Genomic DNA, 17,621 nt, shown 5'->3' with positions numbered 1-17,621 from the left:
TGCGCAATATCCTGCCGTTTTTATAAGTAAAAGTTCCTAGAATCTTGACGGTGCCTTGCTAGGGTTCTTGTATCAGCGCCAACCAATTGTTTTATTTGAATTTTTCAAAAAATTGGCGCCAAGGATGGATCTATTGCAAACCCCGGTCGCTGCCCGACGCCTGTTGGTGGTCGATCCCTGCGAGCAATGCGAGCGTCTGCTGCCCGAGCTGCAGGCTTCCGGCTGGCAGGTGCAGAGCTGTGAGCTGGCGTTGGCGGGCGAACTGGCCTGCGATGTGGGCCTGGTGCGCCTGCGCCGCAGCCATCTGCAGCAACCCGAGCGTCTCAAGCAGCTGATCAGCCAGAGCGGCACCGAATGGATCGCCGTGCTCAGCGCGGAAACCCTGGGCCTGCCGGAGGTGGGCGGCTTCATCGGCGAGTGGTTCTTCGACTACCACACCCTGCCGTTCGACCTGGAGCGGGTCAGTGTCGCGCTCGGGCGCGCATTCGGCATGGCGCGCCTGCGCGGCAAGGTGGCGACCGGCGAGATCGACCGGCCGCATGAGCTGCTCGGCAGTAGCCGCAGCATCAGCGAGTTGCGCCATCTGCTGGCCAGGCTGGCGCCGGTGGACGCTCCGGTGCTGATCCTCGGCGAGAGCGGCAGCGGTCGGGAACTGGTCGCGCGGACCCTGCATCGCCTCTCGCCGCGTGCCGCCGGGCCGCTGCTGGCGGCCAGTTGCTCGGCGCTAGATGAAAGGGAGCTGTTCGGCGATGAGCGCGGCCCCGGGCTGATCGAGCAGGCGGATGGCGGCACCCTGCTGCTGGGCGAGGTGGGTGAGCTGCCCCATCGGGCCCAGGCGCGCCTGCTGCGCACCCTGCAGGAGGGGCGGGTGGAACGTGCTGGGCTGGCGACTCCGGTCAACGTGCGCCTGATTGTCACCAGCCGCGTGGACCTGGAAAGCGAGGTCGCCAGCGGCGCCTTGCGCGAAGACTTCTATTACCTGCTGGCGGCTCTGCAGGTGCGCACCACGCCGCTGCGCGAGCGACGTGACGATATCGCCAGCCTGGCCGGTTACTTCACCCGGCGCTACGCCGCGGAGGTCGGCCGCCGGCCGCGCAGCTTCAGCGATGAGGCGATCCGCGCGCTGGCCGATCACGACTGGCCCGGTAATGTGCGCGAGCTGGCCACGCGGGTGCGGCGCGCGACCGTGTTGTCCGAGCAGCGGCAGATCGAGGCGGCAGATCTGGGCTTGGTGTCCGGTGCTGGCTCAGCCGGGCCGTTCGGCAGCCTGGAGGATTACGTCCATCGCGCCGAGCGCCAGGCCCTGCACGACGTGCTGCTGCGTTATGCCGGCAACATGACCCAGGCGGCGCGGGTGCTGGGCATTTCGCGGCCGACCTTTTACCGGCTGCTGCACAAGCACCAGATGCGTTAGCAGTCGAGGGTATCAGCCTGGCGATAGAGCATCAGCAGCTTGCGGGTGATTGTCTGCTGGATGTCGTCGCGTTCGAATGAGGACAGGCGGGTGAGGCGCTGCACCTGCAGGCGGTGCAGATGGATGTAGGGCATCTTCTGGTCGAATTCGCGCAGGTCACCCTTCATCAGGATCGGCAGGAAGACGTCGTTGATCTTCTTCTGGTTGCTGATGATCTGCGCCAGGGCCGCCTTGAACGGCATGGTCTTGGGCGCGGGGCCGCCGTCCTTGATCTGCGTGGTCAGCATCAAGCCAGGCTTGCCCAGCACGACGCCGGGCAGCACGCAGAGGCCGGTCTTGCGCACGGCCACCGGGTCGATGCCGTGCAGGGTGTCATGGAAGGCGTAGGGGTTGGGCAGCACCACCATCTTGCGCCCGTAGTCGGTCGGGAAGTGCAGGTTGTAGTTGGTGTACAGCTGCCGGGTCGATTCGGAATACACGCACAGACGGTTCTCGAACAGCTTGATGAAGCGCTCGGCCAGTTCGCGACGGGCGATGCTGTCCAGGTCCCAGATCAGGTCCTGGTTCTGCTGCTGGCCGAGGTTGACCTCTTGGTGCTCCATACTGCTCATCGACACCTCACACGCGGAATTGCCCCAGAAGTCGGTTCAGCTGCCCGGCCAACTGGCCGAGATGCTGGCTGGCCTCGCTGGACTGGTCCGCCGCCAGGGCGTTTTCATGGGCCAGCGTGGCGGCCTGGGTGACATTGTGATTGATATCCTCGACCACATGCGACTGTTGCAGCGTGGCACTGGCGATGGAGGCATTCAAGCCGGTTAGGTTGCGCAGGGCGGCGGCGATCTGCGCCAGGCTTTCACCGGCCTGGCGGGCCAGTTCGACGGTCTGCTGCGAGGCCTGGCTGCTGGCGTTGATCACCTTGACCGCAGCCTCCGAGTTGCCCTGCAGGCGGTCGATCATGCCCTGGATTTCCTGGGTGCTCTGCTGGGTGCGGCTGGCCAGGGCACGCACCTCGTCGGCGACCACGGCAAAGCCACGCCCGGCCTCGCCAGCGCGAGCGGCCTCGATGGCGGCGTTGAGCGCCAGCAGGTTGGTCTGCTCGGCGATGGAGCGGATCACCTCCAGCACGCTGCCGATCTGGGTGCTTTCCTGGGCCAGGTTCTGGATCACCTGCACGGCCTGGCCGATGGTCTCGGACAGCTGATCGATCTGGCGCAGGCTGCTGTCGATGTTGTGCTGGCCCTGCAGCGCCTGCTGCTCGGCCAGGCGCACTTCGCTGGCGGCATGCTCGGCGTTCTTCGCCACGTCCTGCACGGCGTAGGACACCTCGTTGATGGCGGTGGCGACTATCTCCATCTGCTGCGATTGCTGCTGGCTGTGCTGCTGGGCGTTGTTGGAAATCTCACCGAGTGACTGCGAGGCCTGGTCGAGGGTGCTGGCAGCTTGCAGCGACTGGCCGATGACACTACGCAGTTTGCCGGTAAAGGCATTGAAGTGGCCGCCCAGAGCGGTCAGCTCATCGCGCCCCTGGTTGTCCAGGCTACGGGTCAGGTCGGCGTCGCCGCTGGCGATGTTGGCCATGGCGTTGACCGCCTCATCCATCGGCCGGGCGATGCTGCGGTTGATCAACAGCACCAGGGCGCCCAGCAGCAGGGTAATCACGATCAGGATGCCGACGGCGCGCAGGGCCTGCTCGCGGAACTCTTCCTGCACGTCATCGACATAGATGCCCGAACCGAGAATCCAGCCCCAGGGCTGGAACAGCTCGACATAGGAGATTTTCGGCACCGGATCTTCCGAGCCCGGCTTGGGCCAGCGGTAGTCGACCTGGCCTGATCCCTGCTTCTTGGCGATGGCCACCATTTCGTTGAACAGGAACTTGCCGTCCGGGTCCTTCAGGCCGGAGAGGTTCTGGCCCTCCAGCTTGGGGTTGGTCGGGTGCATGACCATCACCGGAGTCATGTCGTTGATCCAGTAGTAGTCGTCCTGGTCATAGCGCAGGCCGCGGATCACCTCCATGGCCTGTTTCTGCGCATCCGCGCGGGCCAGGCCGCCGGCCTCCAGGCCCTGGTAGTGCTTGAGCACGCCGATCGCGCTCTCCACCACGTGGCGGGTCTTCAGGGCCTTGGCCCGATAGAGGTCGTCGTGGATCTGCTGCAACATCAGCCCGGTGAGGGCCAGGAGCATGATGATGGACGACAGCAGGATCAGCCACAGGCGACGGCTGATGGGGAGGGTACGCAGACTGCTCATGAACGGTGCTCCGGTTTTTGTTCTTGGAATGCGTGCTAGCTAATAGCCAGTCTAGAAGCTGCGCCATCAACCGTTGGTCCGGCAGCCTAACGGGGGGCTATCTGGTAGCATGCCCGCCGATTTCTGCCTGTTCGCCAGGCGCTAACCCAGTTATCGGCCGCTTCCGAGAAAGGGCCAGTTCGAGGTATTCATGGATTTGTGGACAGCCCTGCAGGTACTGATTCTTGGCATCGTGGAGGGGTTGACCGAATTCCTGCCCATCTCCAGCACCGGTCACCAGATCGTCGTCGCCGATCTGCTCGGCTTCGGTGGTGAGCGGGCGATTGCCTTCAATATCATCATCCAGCTCGGCGCGATCCTCGCGGTGATGTGGGAGTACCGCCGCAAGATCCTCATCACCGTGTTCAACGTGCCGCGCCAGCGCCAGGCGCAGCGTTTCACCGCCAATCTGCTGATCGCCTTCATGCCGGCTGTGGTCATCGGCGTGGCCTTCGCCGATCTGATCCATGAATACCTGTTCAACCCGATCACTGTGGCCGCAGCGCTGGTGGTCGGCGGTGTGGTGATGCTCTGGGCCGAACAGCGCAAGCACGAGGTCCACGTGGAAGAAGTGGACGACATGACCTGGAAGGAAGCGCTGAAGATCGGCTTCGCCCAGTGCCTGGCGATGATCCCCGGCACCTCGCGCTCGGCCTCGACCATTATCGGCGGCCTGCTGTTCGGCCTGTCGCGCCGCGCGGCCACCGAGTTCTCCTTCTTCCTGGCCATGCCGACCATGGTCGGCGCCGCCGTGTACTCCGGCTACAAGTACCGCGACCTGTTCCAGCCCGGCGACCTGCCGGTGTTCGCCCTGGGCTTCGTGATCTCCTTCATCTTCGCCATGATCGCCGTGCGCGCGCTGCTCAAGTTCATCGCCAACCACAGCTATGCGGTGTTTGCCTGGTACCGCATCGCTTTCGGCCTGCTGATCTTGGCCACCTGGCAGTTCCACCTGATCGACTGGAGCAGCGCCCAGGGCTGATATGGAAAAGCGTGGCGTCCTGAAGAGCTGGAACGACGACAAGGGTTTCGGCTTCATCCAGCCTGAGGGCGGTGGCGAGCAGCTGTTCGTGCATATTTCCGCCGTGCGTGGCGACAAGCGCCCGCAAGCCGGCGAGGAAGTGCTCTATGTGCCGGGCAGCGATGCCCAGGGCCGTCCGCGGGCGCAGCACATGCGCCATGCCGGGCTGAGCCTGGATCGCCCGGCGATCCGGCGTAAACCGGATGCAGTTGCCAAGTCGGCGAAGGCGGCCAAGCCGCAGCGCACCAAAGTGATACGCCCGGAGCACAGTGCTTCGGCGGGCATTCGTGATCTGCCGCTCAAGTTGCTGGTCCTGGCGGCCCTGTGTGTTCTGCCGCTCTGGGGCAGTCTGGCGCTGCTGGCGCAGGGCGTGGTCTGGGTGCTGCTGGCCTATCCGCTGGTCAGCCTGTTCAGCTTCTGCCAGTACTGGCTGGACAAGCAGTCCGCGCAGAAGGGCCGTTGGCGCACGCCGGAGAACAGCCTGCACATCGCCGAGCTAGTGGGCGGCTGGCCCGGCGCCCTGGTGGCGCAGCAGGTATTCCGCCACAAGACGCGCAAGGCCTCGTTCCAGCTGGTGTTCTGGGCCATCGTCGTGTTGCACCAGGCGTTCTGGCTCGACCGCCTGGTGCTGGGCGGGCGTTACCTTGGCCATCTGCTGCCTTTCTAGCCGAGCAGCAGTCCCACCTGACGGATTTTAGGCAGCTTGCGTACCACCAACTGGTGGGAGCGCTGCAGACATTCGCGCAGCTCGTCGTCACCCATGGGGAAGGGCGGCGCCATGCTGACCCAGTGCGCCCGCGCCAGATAAGGAGCCGGGAGGATGCCGGGGCGGTCGACATAGCCGAGAAACAGCTCCGCGCCGACCTTGAATGCCAGGTGCTCGCCCATGAAATCGAGAATGGCGAACATTTTGTTGCCCGCTATTGAGAACACCCGGTTGCCGCCCCACTTAAGATCCTCGCGGGCGCCAGGCAGGCTCAAACAGTATGCGGCGATCTGCTCATTGGTCATCAGGCTTCATTCCCCAGGCTGAACCGCGGCTACCCTAGCAGAACCGCGTCGCCTCTTCGCAAAGGAGTTCCTCCGATGTCGCTTTCCCTCTACCAGTCCTCTGTACCGCAGTTCGTGCGCATGTTCGGCAACCTCTCGGCCATCCTCGACAAGGCTGCAGCGTACGCCGAGGCGAAGAAGATCGATCCGTCCGTGCTGCTGAGCGCGCGCCTGGCGCCGGATATGCACCCGCTGACCCGTCAGGTGCAGATCGCCAGCGATGCGGTGAAAGGCTGTGCGGCGCGCCTGGCCGGGGTAGAGGTGCCGAGTTTCGCCGATACCGAGAGCAGCTTCTCCGACTTGCAGGCACGTATCACCAAGACCCTGGACTTCGTGAAGAGCCTGACGCCGGAGCAGATCGACAGCGGCGCCGGTCGCGAGATCGTCATGAAATTCCCCGGCGCCGAGCTGAAGTTCACCGCCGAGGACTATCTGCTGCACTTCGTCCTACCCAACTTCTATTTCCACCTCACCACGGCCTACGCGATCCTGCGTCACAACGGCCTGGAGATTGGCAAGATGGATTATCTCGGTCGAGTCTGAGTAAGCATGTCTGCCCTTGGTGCGGCTGAGTAGTTTCTTAGCACCGTTGCAGGGCGACCGTTACCCGATGGAGCATTTCGCTCACAGCCGTCGGCGGCGCGAAGCCGCGTTGCCGTTACGGCATATATATAGTTCTTAGTCGTTTGTTCTCCTGAGCTACGCTGGCATAAGCCTTGCTGTCGCAGGTTGCCAACCTAAACCCTCAGGAGCACAACTCCATGTCGCAGAAGTTTTTCAGAAAAGGCTTTCTGGCTCTCGCGGTAACCGCCGCGGCGGGCGCTTCTACCCTGGCTCAGGCGGATGTCGTGATCGGCGTCGCCGGCCCGCATACCGGCCCCAACGCCTCGTTTGGTGAGCAATACTGGCGTGGCGCGACTCAGGCCGCCGAGGACATCAACGCCGCTGGTGGCATCAACGGCGAGAAGATCAAGCTGGTCAAGGCGGACGACGCCTGCGAGCCGAAGCAGGCCGTGTCGGTAGCCAACCGTCTGGTCGACCAGGACAAGGCAGTCGGCGTGGTTGGCCACTTCTGCTCGTCCTCCACCATCCCGGCCTCCGAGGTGTACGACGAGGCGGGCATCATCGCCATCACCCCAGCCTCGACCAACCCGCAGGTCACCGAGCGCGGCCTGGGCGCCATGTTCCGCATGTGCGGCCGTGACGACCAGCAGGGTGTGGTTGCTGGCGACTATATCGTCGATACCCTGAAGGCCAAGAAAGTCGCAGTGATCCACGACAAGGACACCTACGGCCAGGGCCTGGCTGATGCAACCAAGGCGCAGCTGGAAAAACGCGGCGTCGAGCCGGTGCTGTACGAAGGTCTGACTCGTGGTGAGAAGGACTTCAACGCCCTGGTCACCAAGGTCCGCGCCGCCGGTACCGAAGTCGTCTACTTCGGCGGTTGCCACCCGGAAGCCGGCCCACTGGTACGCCAGATGCGCGAGCAGGGCCTGGACGCCAAGTTCCTCTCCGGTGACTGCGTAGTGACCGACGAGATGGTCACCACCGCCGGCGGCCCGCAGTACACCAAGGGTGTGCTGATGACCTTCGGCGCCGACCCGCGCCTGATTCCGGACGGCAAGGCGGTGATCGACAAGTTCCGCGCCGGCGGTTACGAGCCGGAAGGCTACACCCTCTACGCCTACGCCTCGATCCAGGCTCTGGCCGCAGCCTTCACCGGCGCCGGCAGCACCGATGGCGCCAAGGCCAGCGAATGGCTGAAGGCCAACCCGGTCGCCACCGTGATGGGCAAGAAGGCCTTCGACGCCAAGGGCGACCTGAAGGTGTCCGACTACGTGATGTACGAGTGGGACGACAAGGGCAAGTACCACCAGATGCAGTAACCCCGCGGCACTCGGCCGGTCGGCGGGAGCCTCCGCCGACCGGTGCATTCCGGGAACGCTGGAAGGCTCCTGCAGTGTTTCAGCGCTTCCCGCCTGATTTGATAAGCACGGCCGCCTGGCCGTGCCCCGGACGAGAGCGCGTATGGACGGTATCTTCCTCCAGCAACTGATCAACGGCCTGACCCTGGGCGCGGTCTATGGCCTGATCGCCATCGGCTACACCATGGTTTACGGCATCATCGGCATGATCAACTTCGCCCACGGCGAGGTGTACATGGTCTCCGCCTACCTGGCCGCCATCTCTCTGGCCGTGCTGGCCTTCTTCGGCCTCGAATCCTTCCCGCTGCTGATCCTCGGCACGCTGGTCTTCACCATCTGCATCACCGGGCTGTACGGCTATGTGATCGAGCGCATCGCCTACAAGCCGTTGCGCAACTCCACCCGCCTGGCGCCGCTGATCAGCGCCATCGGCATGTCGCTGATCCTGCAGAACTACGTGCAGCTGGCCCAGGGCGCGCGCCAGCAGGGCGTGCCGACGCTGCTCGACGGTGCCTTCAAGTTCCACATCGGCGAAGGCTTCGTGCAGCTCAGCTACACCAAGGTGTTCATCCTCATCGCCGCCTTCCTCGGCATGGCGGTGCTGACCTACGTGATCCAGTACACCAAGCTCGGCCGTATGTGCCGCGCCACCCAGCAGGATCGCAAGATGGCCTCGATCCTCGGCATCAACACCGACCGGGTGATCTCCTACGTGTTCGTCATCGGCGCCTCGATGGCTGCGCTGGCAGGCGTGCTGATCACCATGAACTACGGCACCTTCGACTTCTATGCAGGCTTCGTCATCGGCATCAAGGCCTTCACTGCCGCGGTACTCGGCGGCATCGGCTCGCTGCCGGGGGCGATGCTCGGCGGCATCCTGCTCGGCGTGGCCGAGGCGCAGTTCTCCGGCATGGTCAACACCGACTACAAGGACGTGTTCAGCTTCGGCCTGCTGGTGCTGATCCTGATCTTCCGACCCCAGGGGCTGCTCGGCCGCCCGCTGGTCGCCAAGGTCTGAGGGCGCACGATGACATCTTCCATCGATATCAAACGCAGCCTGCTGGATGCGGTGCTGGCCGGCCTGGTGGCGCTGATCGTGTTCGGCCCCATCGTCGGCATCGTGCTCGACGGCTACAGCTTCAACCTGCAGCCCGAGCGCCTGGGGCTGATCGTCGCCGTCGTGGTGCTCGGCCGCCTGGTACTCAGCCTGTTCCTGCAGACCGCCAGCGGTAAACGCATCCTCGACGGCTTCGAAGGCAGCGGCTCCGGCGTGCACGTGTTGCCGCCGGGCTACCGCAGCCGCCTGCGCTGGATCGTGCCGCTGCTGGTGGTGGCGGCAGTGATCTTCCCGCTCTTCGCCAGCAAGTACCTGCTGACCGTGGTGATCCTCGGGCTGATCTATGTGCTGCTGGGCCTGGGCCTGAACATCGTGGTCGGCCTGGCCGGATTGCTCGACCTCGGCTACGTGGCCTTCTACGCCATCGGCGCCTACGGCCTGGCGCTCGGCTACCACTACCTGGACCTGGGCTTCTGGACCGTGTTGCCGCTGGCCGCTCTGGCGGCGGCGGTGGCCGGAGCCATCCTCGGCTTCCCGGTGCTGCGTATGCACGGTGACTATCTGGCCATCGTCACGCTGGGCTTCGGCGAGATCATCCGCCTGGTGCTGAACAACTGGCTGAGTTTCACCGGCGGGCCCAACGGCATGTCCGCGCCGGCACCGACCCTGTTCGGCCTGGAGTTCGGCCGTCGGGCCAAGGACGGCGGGGTGCCGTATCACGAGTTCTTCGGCGTGGCCTACGACCCCAATATGAAGTTCATCTTCATCTACGCCGCGTTGTTCCTGGTGGTGCTGCTGGTGCTCTACGTCAAGCATCGGCTGACCCGCATGCCGGTCGGCCGTGCCTGGGAGGCGCTGCGTGAGGACGAGATCGCCTGCCGCGCCATGGGCCTCAACCATGTGCTGGTCAAGCTCTCGGCCTTCACCCTCGGCGCTTCCACCGCGGGGCTTGCCGGGGTGTTCTTCGCCACCTACCAGGGCTTCGTCAACCCATCGTCGTTCACCTTCTTCGAGTCAGCGCTGATCCTCGCCATCGTCGTGCTCGGCGGCATGGGTTCGACGCTCGGGGTGGTGATCGCCGCCTTCGTCCTCACCGTGGCGCCGGAGCTGCTGCGCGCCTTCGCCGATTACCGGGTGCTGCTGTTCGGCGTGCTGATGGTGTTGATGATGATCTGGCGCCCGCGCGGGCTGATCCGCATCAGCCGCGCCGGGGTCGAGCCGCGCAAGGGGGTGGCGCCATGAGCGACAAGATTCTTCGCGTCGAGCATCTGATGATGCAGTTCGGCGGCATCAAGGCGCTCAATGACGTCAACCTGGACGTCGATCGGCACTCCATCACCGCACTGATCGGCCCCAACGGTGCCGGCAAGACCACGGTGTTCAACTGCCTCACCGGCTTCTACAGCGCCACCGGCGGCAACATCCTGCTGGATGCGCGCGGGCGCACCACCGATGTGATCAAGGTGCTCGGCCAGCCGTTCCAGGCGGACGACTTCGTGCGCCCGGCGCAGTTCGCCAACCGGGTCTGGTACAAGATGTTCGGCGGCACCCACCTGATCAATCGCGCCGGCCTGGCGCGCACCTTCCAGAACATCCGGCTGTTCCGCGAGATGTCGGTGGTGGAGAACCTGCTGGTGGCCCAGCACATGTTCGTCAACCGCAACCTGCTCGCTGGCGTGCTCAACACCCCCGGCTACCGCCGCGCGGAGAACGAGGCGCTGGACCATGCCTTCTACTGGCTGGAGGTGGTCGGCCTGGTGGACGCCGCCAACCGCCTGGCCGGCGAGCTGTCCTACGGCCAGCAGCGCCGCCTGGAGATCGCCCGGGCCATGTGCACACGCCCGGAAATCATCTGCCTGGACGAGCCGGCCGCCGGCCTCAACCCCTCGGAGACCGAGGCGCTGAGCCGGATCATCCGCTTCCTGCGCGATCACCACGGCATCACCGTGCTGCTGATCGAGCATGACATGGGCATGGTGATGAACATCTCCGACCACATCATCGTGCTCGATCACGGTGATGTGATCGCCCGTGGCGAACCGGCGCAGATACGTAACGACGAGAAGGTGATTGCCGCCTACCTGGGTACCGATGAAGAGGAGCTGGCATGACGGCGCCGTTGCTGGAGTTTCGTGAAGTCGATGTGTTCTACGGGCCGATCCAGGCACTGCACAAGGTCTCGTTGCAGGTCAACGAAGGGGAAACGGTGGCGCTGATCGGCGCCAACGGCGCCGGCAAGTCGACCCTGCTGATGTCGATCTTCGGTCAGCCGCGCATCGGTGGCGGGCAGATCCTGCTGCGTGGCGAGGACATCAGCCGCAAGTCGGCGCACTTCGTCGCCTCTAACGGTATCGCCCAGTCGCCCGAGGGGCGCCGGGTGTTTCCCGACATGAGCGTGGAGGAGAACCTGCTGATGGGCACCATCCCCATCGGCATGACGCACGCCCAAGAGGACATGCAGCGCATGTTCGAGTTGTTCCCGCGGCTCAAGGAGCGGCGCAACCAGCGCGCCATGACCATGTCCGGCGGCGAGCAGCAGATGCTCGCCATCGCCCGTGCGCTGATGAGCCGGCCCAAGCTGCTGCTGCTCGACGAACCCTCGTTGGGCCTGGCGCCGATCGTGGTCAAGCAGATCTTCCAGACCTTGCGCGAGCTGGCCAAGAGCGGCATGACCATCTTCCTGGTGGAGCAGAACGCCAACCACGCGTTGAAACTGTCCGACCGTGGTTACGTGATGGTCACCGGGCAGATCCGCATGAGCGGCACCGGCGCCGAGCTGCTGGGTAACGAGGAGGTGCGCAACGCCTATCTCGGCGGGCACTGAAGGGTAGGGCGGAAACGAAAAAGGCATCCCGAGGGATGCCTTTTTTCTTGCCTGTGCGGGCTTAGACGATGATGCCTTGGCTGCGCAGGTAATCGTCGTAGGTACCGGAGAAGTCGGTCACGCCGTTTTCCGACAGCTCGATGATGCGCGTGGCCAGGGAGCCGACGAACTCGCGGTCGTGGCTGACGAAGATCAGCGTGCCCGGGTAGTTGTCCAGCGCCAGGTTGAGCGCCTCGATGGACTCCATGTCCAGGTGGTTGGTCGGCTCGTCCATCACCAGCACGTTGGGCTTCTGCAGGATCAGCTTGCCGAACAGCATGCGGCCCTGTTCACCACCGGAAATCACCTTGACCGACTTCTGGATCTCGTCGTTGCTGAACAGCATACGGCCGAGGGTGCCACGGATGGTCTGCTCGCCCTGGGTCCACTGGCCCATCCAGTCGAACAGGCTGACGTCGTCCTCGAAGTCGTGGGCATGGTCCTGAGCGTAGTAGCCGACCTCGGCGCTCTCGGTCCACTTCACTTCACCGGCATCCGGGCTCATCTCGCCGACCAGGGTGCGCAGCAGGGTGGTCTTGCCGATGCCGTTGGGGCCGATGATGGCCACGCGCTCGCCGGCCTCGACCTGGAAGCTGAAGTTCTTGAACAGCACCTTGTCGTCGAAGGCCTTGGAGACTTTCTCGATGGTCACGGCCTGGCGGTGCAACTTCTTGTTCTGGTCGAAGCGGATGAACGGGCTGACGCGACTGGACGGCTTGACCTCGGCCAGTTGGATCTTGTCGATCTGCTTGGCGCGCGAGGTGGCCTGCTTGGCCTTGGAGGCGTTGGCCGAGAAGCGGCTGACGAAGGTCTGCAGCTCGGCGATCTGCGCCTTCTTCTTGGCGTTGTCGGCCAGCAGCTGTTCGCGCGACTGGGTCGCGGCGGTCATGTACTCGTCGTAGTTGCCCGGGAACAGGCGCAGCTCGCCGTAGTCCAGGTCGGCCATGTGGGTGCAGACCGAGTTCAGGAAGTGACGGTCGTGGGAAATGATGATCATGGTGCTGTTGCGCTGCACCAGGATGCTTTCCAGCCAACGGATGGTGTTGATGTCCAGGTGGTTGGTCGGTTCGTCGAGCAGCAGTACTTCCGGGTCGGAGAACAGCGCCTGGGCCAGCAGTACGCGCAGCTTCCAGCCTGGAGCGACTTCGCTCATCGGGCCGAAGTGCTGTTCCAGCGGAATGCCCAGACCGAGCAGCAGCTCGCCAGCGCGGGATTCGGCGGTGTAGCCGTCCATCTCGGCGAACTCACCTTCGAGCTCGCCAACCTTCATGCCGTCTTCTTCGCTCATCTCCGGCAGCGAGTAGATGCGGTCGCGCTCGGCCTTGACCTTCCACAGCTCGGCGTGGCCCATGATCACGGTGTCGATCACGGTGAATTCTTCGTAGGCGAACTGATCCTGGCGCAGCTTACCCAGGCGCACGTTCGGCTCGAGCATCACCTGGCCGCCGGAAGGCTCCAGATCACCACCGAGGATCTTCATGAAGGTCGACTTGCCGCAGCCGTTGGCGCCGATCAGGCCGTAGCGGTTGCCGTTGTTGAACTTGACGGAAACGTTCTCGAACAGCGGCTTGGCGCCGAATTGCATGGTGATGTTGGCGGTAGAGATCACGACTGGAATCCTGGAAACGGAGCGCGGCTGCGCAAAAGGGCGCGATTGTAGCGGTTTGCCGGGCGGTGCGCTGCTTTATCGCGCCAGGCGGCACTTTCATCCTGTGTCGAGGATTGGCGCAGGGACTGGTTTTGGCCGATTGCGCGACCTTCGAGAGGCTGCTTCCGGCCATTAGCGGACATAGCTGGCTGCCTCATACCATGCTCATTTGTAGAGTCCGCGAACCAAGATGGCAGCAAATGTGCCACTGAGCGACCAACGCATTTGTCCTCACTGAAAGTAGGGTCTAGCCTGTAGGGCATCCGCACCTATCGAGAAGTGCCGGAATGCCCAGTACCGTGAGCAAGGCCAAGGAAACCAGGCTGTTTCTGTTCCTGGTGATATTCCTGTTCCCCATCCTTTCCGTCGCCATCGTCGGTGGCTACGGCTTCATCGTCTGGATACTGCAGATCTTCACCGGCCCGCCAGGGCCACCCGGCTAGCCAGGAGCGCCCATGGACGACGCCCTGCACATCGCCAGCCTGCTGGTTCACTGTCACCCCGAACAGCTGGACGCCGTGCGCGCCAACCTGGCGCGCCTGCCCGATCTCGAACTGCACCAGAGCAGCCCCGCCGGCAAGCAGGTGGTGGTGCTCGAAGCCCACGACGAGCACACCATCCTCGAACGCCTGCACGGTATCCAGCAGCTGCCTGGCGTGCTCGGTGCGGCGCTGATCTACCACGAATGCCTCGACGCAGAAGGAAAAGCCTGGTGAAGCTGACCCGCCGCGAATTCGCCAAGGCCCAGGCCGCCGCCATCGCTGCAGCCGCCGCAGGACTGCCGCTGGTCAGCACGGCGAGCAACCTGCTCACCGAAGCCGACCTCACCACCCTCGACTGGAACAAGGCGCCCTGCCGCTTCTGCGGCACCGGTTGCGGGGTGATGGTGGCGACCAAGAACGGCCGCGTGGTGGCTACCCATGGCGACATCAAGGCCGAGGTCAACCGTGGCCTGAACTGCGTCAAGGGCTACTTCCTGTCGAAGATCATGTACGGCATCGACCGCCTGACTCAACCGCTGCTGCGCATGAAGGACGGCCAGTACGACAAGCAGGGAGAGTTCCAGCCGGTCAGCTGGGAGCAGGCCTTCGCCATCATGGCCGAGAAGACCAAGGCCGCGCTCAAGGCCCACGGCCCCGAGTCCGTCGGCATGTTCGGCTCCGGGCAGTGGACCATCTGGGAGGGCTACGCGGCCAACAAGCTGATGAAGGCCGGCCTGCGCAGCAACAACATCGACCCCAATGCCCGCCACTGCATGGCCTCGGCGGTGATGGGCTTCATGCGCAGCTTCGGCATGGACGAGCCGATGGGCTGCTACGACGACATCGAGGCCACCGACAGCTTCGTGCTGTGGGGCTCGAACATGGCCGAGATGCACCCGATCCTCTGGTCGCGCGTCACCGACCGGCGCCTCAGCCAGCCGCAGGTCAAGGTCGCGGTGCTGTCCACCTTCGAGCACCGCAGCTTCGACCTGGCCGACATTCCCATGGTGTTCAAGCCGCAGACCGACCTGATCATCCTCAACTACATCGCCAACCACATCATCCAGTCCGGCGCGGTGAACCGGGACTTCGTCACCCGCCACACCCGCTTCGCCAAGGGCGCCGACGACATCGGCTACGGCCTGCGCCCGACCGACCCGCGTGAACAGAAGGCGAAGAACGCCGCCACCGCCAACACCTGGAGCGATATCTCCCTCGAGCAGTTCGCCGCCTTCGTCAAACCCTACAGCCTGGAGCGCGCCGCTGAGGAATCCGGCGTGCCGGCCGAGCGCCTCAAGGCCCTGGCCGAGCTGTATGCCGACCCCAAGCGCAAGGTGGTGTCGTTCTGGACCATGGGCTTCAACCAGCACACCCGTGGGGTGTGGGCCAACAACCTGATCTACAACATCCACCTGCTCACCGGGAAGATCAGCGAGCCGGGCAACAGCCCCTTCTCGCTGACCGGCCAGCCCTCGGCCTGCGGCACCGCGCGCGAGGTCGGCACCTTCTCCCATCGCCTGCCGGCCGACCTGGTGGTGGCCAATCCCAAGCACCGAGCCACCGCCGAGAAGATCTGGAAGCTGCCCGCCGGCACCATCCAGGAGAAGCCTGGTTTCCACGCCGTGGAGCAGAGCCGCAAGCTCAAGGATGGTGTACTCAAGGTCTACTGGACCCAGGTCAGCAACAACATGCAGGCCGGGCCCAACATCATGCAGGAGGTGCTACCTGGTTGGCGCAACCCGGAGACCTTCGTCATCGTCTCCGATGTCTACCCGACGGTCTCGGCCCAGGCCGCCGACCTGATCCTGCCCAGCGCCATGTGGGTAGAGAAGGAAGGCGCCTATGGCAATGCCGAACGCCGCACCCAGTTCTGGCATCAGCTGGTCAAGGCGCCCGGCGAGGCCAGGTCCGACCTTTGGCAGCTGGTCGAATTCTCCAAGCACTTCAGCACCGACGAGGTGTGGCCGGCCGAACTGTTGGCCAAGGCGCCGCAATACAAGGGCAAGTCCCTCTATGAGGTGCTGTTCAAGAACGGCCAGGTCGACCAGTTCCCCTCCAGCGAGATAGCCGAGGGCTACGCCAACGACGAGGCGGCCGCCTTCGGCTTCTATCTGCAGAAGGGCCTGTTCGAGGAGTACGCCGCCTTCGGCCGTGGCCACGGCCACGACCTGGCGCCCTTCGACTCTTACCACGAGGCGCGCGGCCTGCGCTGGCCGGTGGTGGAAGGCCAGGAAACCCGTTGGCGCTATCGCGAGGGGCACGACCCATACGTGGAGAAAGGCAGCGGCGTGCAGTTCTACGGCTACCCGGACAAGAAGGCGATCATCTTCGCCCTGCCCTACGAGCCGCCAGCCGAGGCGCCGGATGCGGACTTCCCGTTCTGGCTCAGCACCGGTCGGGTACTGGAGCACTGGCACACCGGCAGCATGACCCAGCGTGTGGACGAGCTGTACCGCGCGGTGCCCGATGCGCTGGTGTACATGCACCCGGATGACGCCAAAGAACTCAAGGCGCGGCGCGGCAGCGAAGTCAAACTGGTCAGCCGGCGCGGCGAGATGCGCGCACGCATCGAGACCCGCGGGCGCAACAAGCCGCCACGCGGCCTGGTGTTCGTGCCCTTCTTCGATGCCAACAAGCTGATCAACAAGGTCACCCTCGACGCCACCGACCCCATTTCCAAGCAGACCGACTACAAGAAGTGCGCGGTGCGCATCGAACTGGTCAGCCTGGCCTGAGGAGCCCGAACATGAGAAGCCTGCCCCTGCTGCTGGTCTTCCTGGCGAGCCTTGCCCAGGCCGCCGACTACCCGCTGGACGCACCCGCCCCGGACGGTCGCCGCCCCGGCGGCACCATCAGCCAGGAGCTGCCCGCGCCGCCCCTGGCCAACGACGAGAACAAGGACATCAAGCGCGAGCGCAACTACCCCGAGCAGCCACCGACCATTCCGCACACCATCCGCGGCTACCAGGTGGACAAGAACGGCAACAAGTGCCTGAGCTGCCACAGCCGGGCCAACAGCGCGCTGACCCAGGCGCCGATGATCAGCATCACCCACTACATGGACCGCGACGGCCAGGTACTCGCCGCCGTCTCGCCGCGGCGCTACTTCTGTACCCAGTGCCATGTGCCACAGAAAGAGGTGAAGCCGCTGGTGGAAAACGGCTTCCGCACCATCGACCAAGTGCTGCAGGACGAAGTGCAGCGCGCCGGCCAAAAGCAGTGAGGTGTCCATGAGAGCCCTGTTCCGCTGGCTGAGCGAATACTGGACCATCCTGCGTCGTCCCAGCGTGCACTATAGCCTGGGGTTCCTCACCCTCGGCGGCTTCATCGCCGGGATCATCTTCTGGGGCGGTTTCAACACCGCGCTGGAGGCGACCAACACCGAGCAGTTCTGCATCTCCTGTCACGAGATGCGCGACAACGTCTACGTCGAGCTGCAGGACACCATCCACTACAGCAACCGCTCGGGCGTGCGCGCCACCTGTCCGGACTGCCACGTGCCACACCAGTGGACGGACAAGATCGCGCGCAAGATGCAGGCCTCCAAGGAGGTCTGGGGCAAGATCTTCGGCACCATCAACAGCCGCGACAAGTTCCTCGAAAAGCGCCGCGAACTGGCCGAGCATGAGTGGGCCCGACTCAAGGCCAACGACTCGCTGGAGTGCCGCAACTGCCACGGCTTCGACTTCATGGACTTCACCAAGCAGAGCGTGCGGGCACGGCAGATGCACTCCACCGCGCTGGGCAGTGGCCAAGCCACCTGCATCGACTGTCACAAGGGCATCGCCCACAAGCTGCCGGACATGCACGGCGTGCCCGGTTGGTAATGGCCGGTAGCTGCGTCTGACTGGAGTCTGCTTCCGGCCAGAAGC

The 17,621-nt window shown here is 64.4% G+C and carries 18 protein-coding genes; 14 read left to right on the top strand and 4 right to left on the bottom strand.

Going from position 1 to position 17,621, the window contains the following annotated elements; translation table 11 throughout:
* The first annotated feature begins 124 nt into the window (after positions 1 to 124).
* Positions 125 to 1,414 (top strand): sigma-54 dependent transcriptional regulator, encoded by a 1,290-nt coding sequence (locus IP89_RS12055; RefSeq protein WP_043309776.1) that lies wholly within the window; start codon positions 125 to 127, stop codon positions 1,412 to 1,414.
* Here the strand turns inward: IP89_RS12055 and IP89_RS12050 are convergent.
* Positions 1,411 to 2,025: a hypothetical protein gene (locus IP89_RS12050; protein WP_043309775.1), complete on the bottom strand. Its 615-nt coding sequence runs from the start codon at positions 2,023 to 2,025 to the stop codon at positions 1,411 to 1,413. The genes IP89_RS12055 and IP89_RS12050 overlap by 4 nt on opposite strands.
* A 7-nt stretch (positions 2,026 to 2,032) precedes the next feature.
* Positions 2,033 to 3,664, bottom strand: a complete 1,632-nt coding sequence (locus IP89_RS12045; protein ID WP_043309774.1) for a methyl-accepting chemotaxis protein — start codon at positions 3,662 to 3,664, stop codon at positions 2,033 to 2,035.
* 190 nt (positions 3,665 to 3,854) lie between these two features.
* Here IP89_RS12045 and IP89_RS12040 point away from each other — a divergent pair, with 190 nt between their 5' ends.
* On the top strand, positions 3,855 to 4,685 hold the full coding sequence (locus tag IP89_RS12040; RefSeq protein ID WP_043309772.1) for an undecaprenyl-diphosphate phosphatase: 831 nt from the start codon (positions 3,855 to 3,857) through the stop codon (positions 4,683 to 4,685).
* 1 nt (position 4,686) lies between these two features.
* Entirely contained in the window at positions 4,687 to 5,391 is a 705-nt protein-coding gene (locus tag IP89_RS12035) for a DUF1294 domain-containing protein (protein WP_043309771.1), read from the top strand.
* Here the strand turns inward: IP89_RS12035 and IP89_RS12030 are convergent.
* Positions 5,388 to 5,735, bottom strand: coding sequence for an MmcQ/YjbR family DNA-binding protein (locus IP89_RS12030; RefSeq protein WP_043309769.1), 348 nt, complete (start codon positions 5,733 to 5,735; stop codon positions 5,388 to 5,390). The two genes, IP89_RS12035 and IP89_RS12030, sit on opposite strands and share 4 nt — an antisense overlap.
* 75 nt (positions 5,736 to 5,810) lie before the next feature.
* Here IP89_RS12030 and IP89_RS12025 point away from each other — a divergent pair, with 75 nt between their 5' ends.
* From IP89_RS12025 to IP89_RS12000, 6 genes are all read left to right on the top strand, one after another.
* A complete protein-coding gene (locus tag IP89_RS12025; RefSeq protein WP_043309768.1) occupies positions 5,811 to 6,317 on the top strand; it encodes a DUF1993 family protein in 507 nt (168 codons plus the stop codon).
* Positions 6,318 to 6,535: 218 nt separating this feature from the next.
* Entirely contained in the window at positions 6,536 to 7,660 is a 1,125-nt protein-coding gene (locus IP89_RS12020) for a branched-chain amino acid ABC transporter substrate-binding protein (RefSeq protein WP_043309766.1), read from the top strand.
* Between the two features lie 142 nt (positions 7,661 to 7,802).
* The gene (locus tag IP89_RS12015; RefSeq protein WP_043309764.1) at positions 7,803 to 8,717 is read left to right on the top strand and encodes a branched-chain amino acid ABC transporter permease; all 915 of its coding nucleotides are present in this window, start codon (positions 7,803 to 7,805) and stop codon (positions 8,715 to 8,717) included.
* Between the two features lie 9 nt (positions 8,718 to 8,726).
* Positions 8,727 to 9,998 carry a high-affinity branched-chain amino acid ABC transporter permease LivM gene (gene livM, locus IP89_RS12010; protein WP_043309763.1) on the top strand — a complete coding sequence of 424 codons (1,272 nt, stop codon included), beginning with the start codon at positions 8,727 to 8,729 and terminating at the stop codon, positions 9,996 to 9,998.
* Entirely contained in the window at positions 9,995 to 10,867 is an 873-nt protein-coding gene (locus IP89_RS12005; protein ID WP_043309762.1) for an ATP-binding cassette domain-containing protein, read from the top strand. The genes livM and IP89_RS12005 overlap by 4 nt, the downstream gene beginning before the upstream one ends.
* Positions 10,864 to 11,580: an ABC transporter ATP-binding protein gene (locus IP89_RS12000; protein ID WP_043309760.1), complete on the top strand. Its 717-nt coding sequence runs from the start codon at positions 10,864 to 10,866 to the stop codon at positions 11,578 to 11,580. Before IP89_RS12005 ends, IP89_RS12000 begins: the two co-directional genes overlap by 4 nt.
* 61 nt (positions 11,581 to 11,641) lie before the next feature.
* Here IP89_RS12000 and IP89_RS11995 read toward each other — a convergent pair whose 3' ends face one another.
* Entirely contained in the window at positions 11,642 to 13,228 is a 1,587-nt protein-coding gene (locus IP89_RS11995; protein ID WP_043309758.1) for an ABC-F family ATPase, read from the bottom strand.
* A gap of 326 nt (positions 13,229 to 13,554) precedes the next feature.
* Here IP89_RS11995 and napE point away from each other — a divergent pair, with 326 nt between their 5' ends.
* The 5 genes from napE to IP89_RS11970 are packed head-to-tail and all read left to right on the top strand — an operon-like array spanning position 13,555 to position 17,576.
* On the top strand, positions 13,555 to 13,710 hold the full coding sequence (gene napE / locus IP89_RS11990) for a periplasmic nitrate reductase, NapE protein (protein WP_043309757.1): 156 nt from the start codon (positions 13,555 to 13,557) through the stop codon (positions 13,708 to 13,710).
* Positions 13,711 to 13,722: 12 nt separating this feature from the next.
* Positions 13,723 to 13,983, top strand: a complete 261-nt coding sequence (locus IP89_RS11985) for a chaperone NapD (RefSeq protein WP_043309755.1) — start codon at positions 13,723 to 13,725, stop codon at positions 13,981 to 13,983.
* Entirely contained in the window at positions 13,980 to 16,484 is a 2,505-nt protein-coding gene (napA, locus tag IP89_RS11980; RefSeq protein ID WP_043309754.1) for a nitrate reductase catalytic subunit NapA, read from the top strand. Before IP89_RS11985 ends, napA begins: the two co-directional genes overlap by 4 nt.
* A gap of 11 nt (positions 16,485 to 16,495) precedes the next feature.
* Positions 16,496 to 16,972, top strand: coding sequence for a nitrate reductase cytochrome c-type subunit (locus IP89_RS11975; RefSeq protein WP_043309753.1), 477 nt, complete (start codon positions 16,496 to 16,498; stop codon positions 16,970 to 16,972).
* A 7-nt stretch (positions 16,973 to 16,979) separates the two neighbouring features.
* Entirely contained in the window at positions 16,980 to 17,576 is a 597-nt protein-coding gene (locus IP89_RS11970) for a cytochrome c3 family protein (protein WP_043309752.1), read from the top strand.
* Positions 17,577 to 17,621: the final 45 nt, after the last annotated feature.

The sequence above is a fragment of the Pseudomonas sp. ML96 genome, from assembly GCF_000761545.1.
In the GTDB taxonomy this organism is placed as follows: Bacteria; Pseudomonadota; Gammaproteobacteria; order Pseudomonadales; family Pseudomonadaceae; genus Aquipseudomonas.
Note: the sequence above shows the minus strand (reverse complement) of the source record. Positions and strands in the feature narration are given on the sequence as shown.

Bases quoted from the DNA above. Each gene is read 5' to 3' on its own strand.
- IP89_RS12055 (WP_043309776.1), top strand. From the start codon at position 125: ATGGATCTATTGCAAACCCCGGTCGCTGCCCGACGCCTGTTGGTGGTC.
- IP89_RS12050 (WP_043309775.1), bottom strand. From the start codon at position 2,025: ATGAGCAGTATGGAGCACCAAGAGGTCAACCTCGGCCAGCAGCAGAAC.
- IP89_RS12045 (WP_043309774.1), bottom strand. From the start codon at position 3,664: ATGAGCAGTCTGCGTACCCTCCCCATCAGCCGTCGCCTGTGGCTGATC.
- IP89_RS12040 (WP_043309772.1), top strand. From the start codon at position 3,855: ATGGATTTGTGGACAGCCCTGCAGGTACTGATTCTTGGCATCGTGGAG.
- IP89_RS12035 (WP_043309771.1), top strand. From the start codon at position 4,687: ATGGAAAAGCGTGGCGTCCTGAAGAGCTGGAACGACGACAAGGGTTTC.
- IP89_RS12030 (WP_043309769.1), bottom strand. From the start codon at position 5,735: ATGACCAATGAGCAGATCGCCGCATACTGTTTGAGCCTGCCTGGCGCC.
- IP89_RS12025 (WP_043309768.1), top strand. From the start codon at position 5,811: ATGTCGCTTTCCCTCTACCAGTCCTCTGTACCGCAGTTCGTGCGCATG.
- IP89_RS12020 (WP_043309766.1), top strand. From the start codon at position 6,536: ATGTCGCAGAAGTTTTTCAGAAAAGGCTTTCTGGCTCTCGCGGTAACC.
- IP89_RS12015 (WP_043309764.1), top strand. From the start codon at position 7,803: ATGGACGGTATCTTCCTCCAGCAACTGATCAACGGCCTGACCCTGGGC.
- livM (WP_043309763.1), top strand. From the start codon at position 8,727: ATGACATCTTCCATCGATATCAAACGCAGCCTGCTGGATGCGGTGCTG.
- IP89_RS12005 (WP_043309762.1), top strand. From the start codon at position 9,995: ATGAGCGACAAGATTCTTCGCGTCGAGCATCTGATGATGCAGTTCGGC.
- IP89_RS12000 (WP_043309760.1), top strand. From the start codon at position 10,864: ATGACGGCGCCGTTGCTGGAGTTTCGTGAAGTCGATGTGTTCTACGGG.
- napE (WP_043309757.1), top strand. From the start codon at position 13,555: ATGCCCAGTACCGTGAGCAAGGCCAAGGAAACCAGGCTGTTTCTGTTC.
- IP89_RS11985 (WP_043309755.1), top strand. From the start codon at position 13,723: ATGGACGACGCCCTGCACATCGCCAGCCTGCTGGTTCACTGTCACCCC.
- IP89_RS11975 (WP_043309753.1), top strand. From the start codon at position 16,496: ATGAGAAGCCTGCCCCTGCTGCTGGTCTTCCTGGCGAGCCTTGCCCAG.
- IP89_RS11970 (WP_043309752.1), top strand. From the start codon at position 16,980: ATGAGAGCCCTGTTCCGCTGGCTGAGCGAATACTGGACCATCCTGCGT.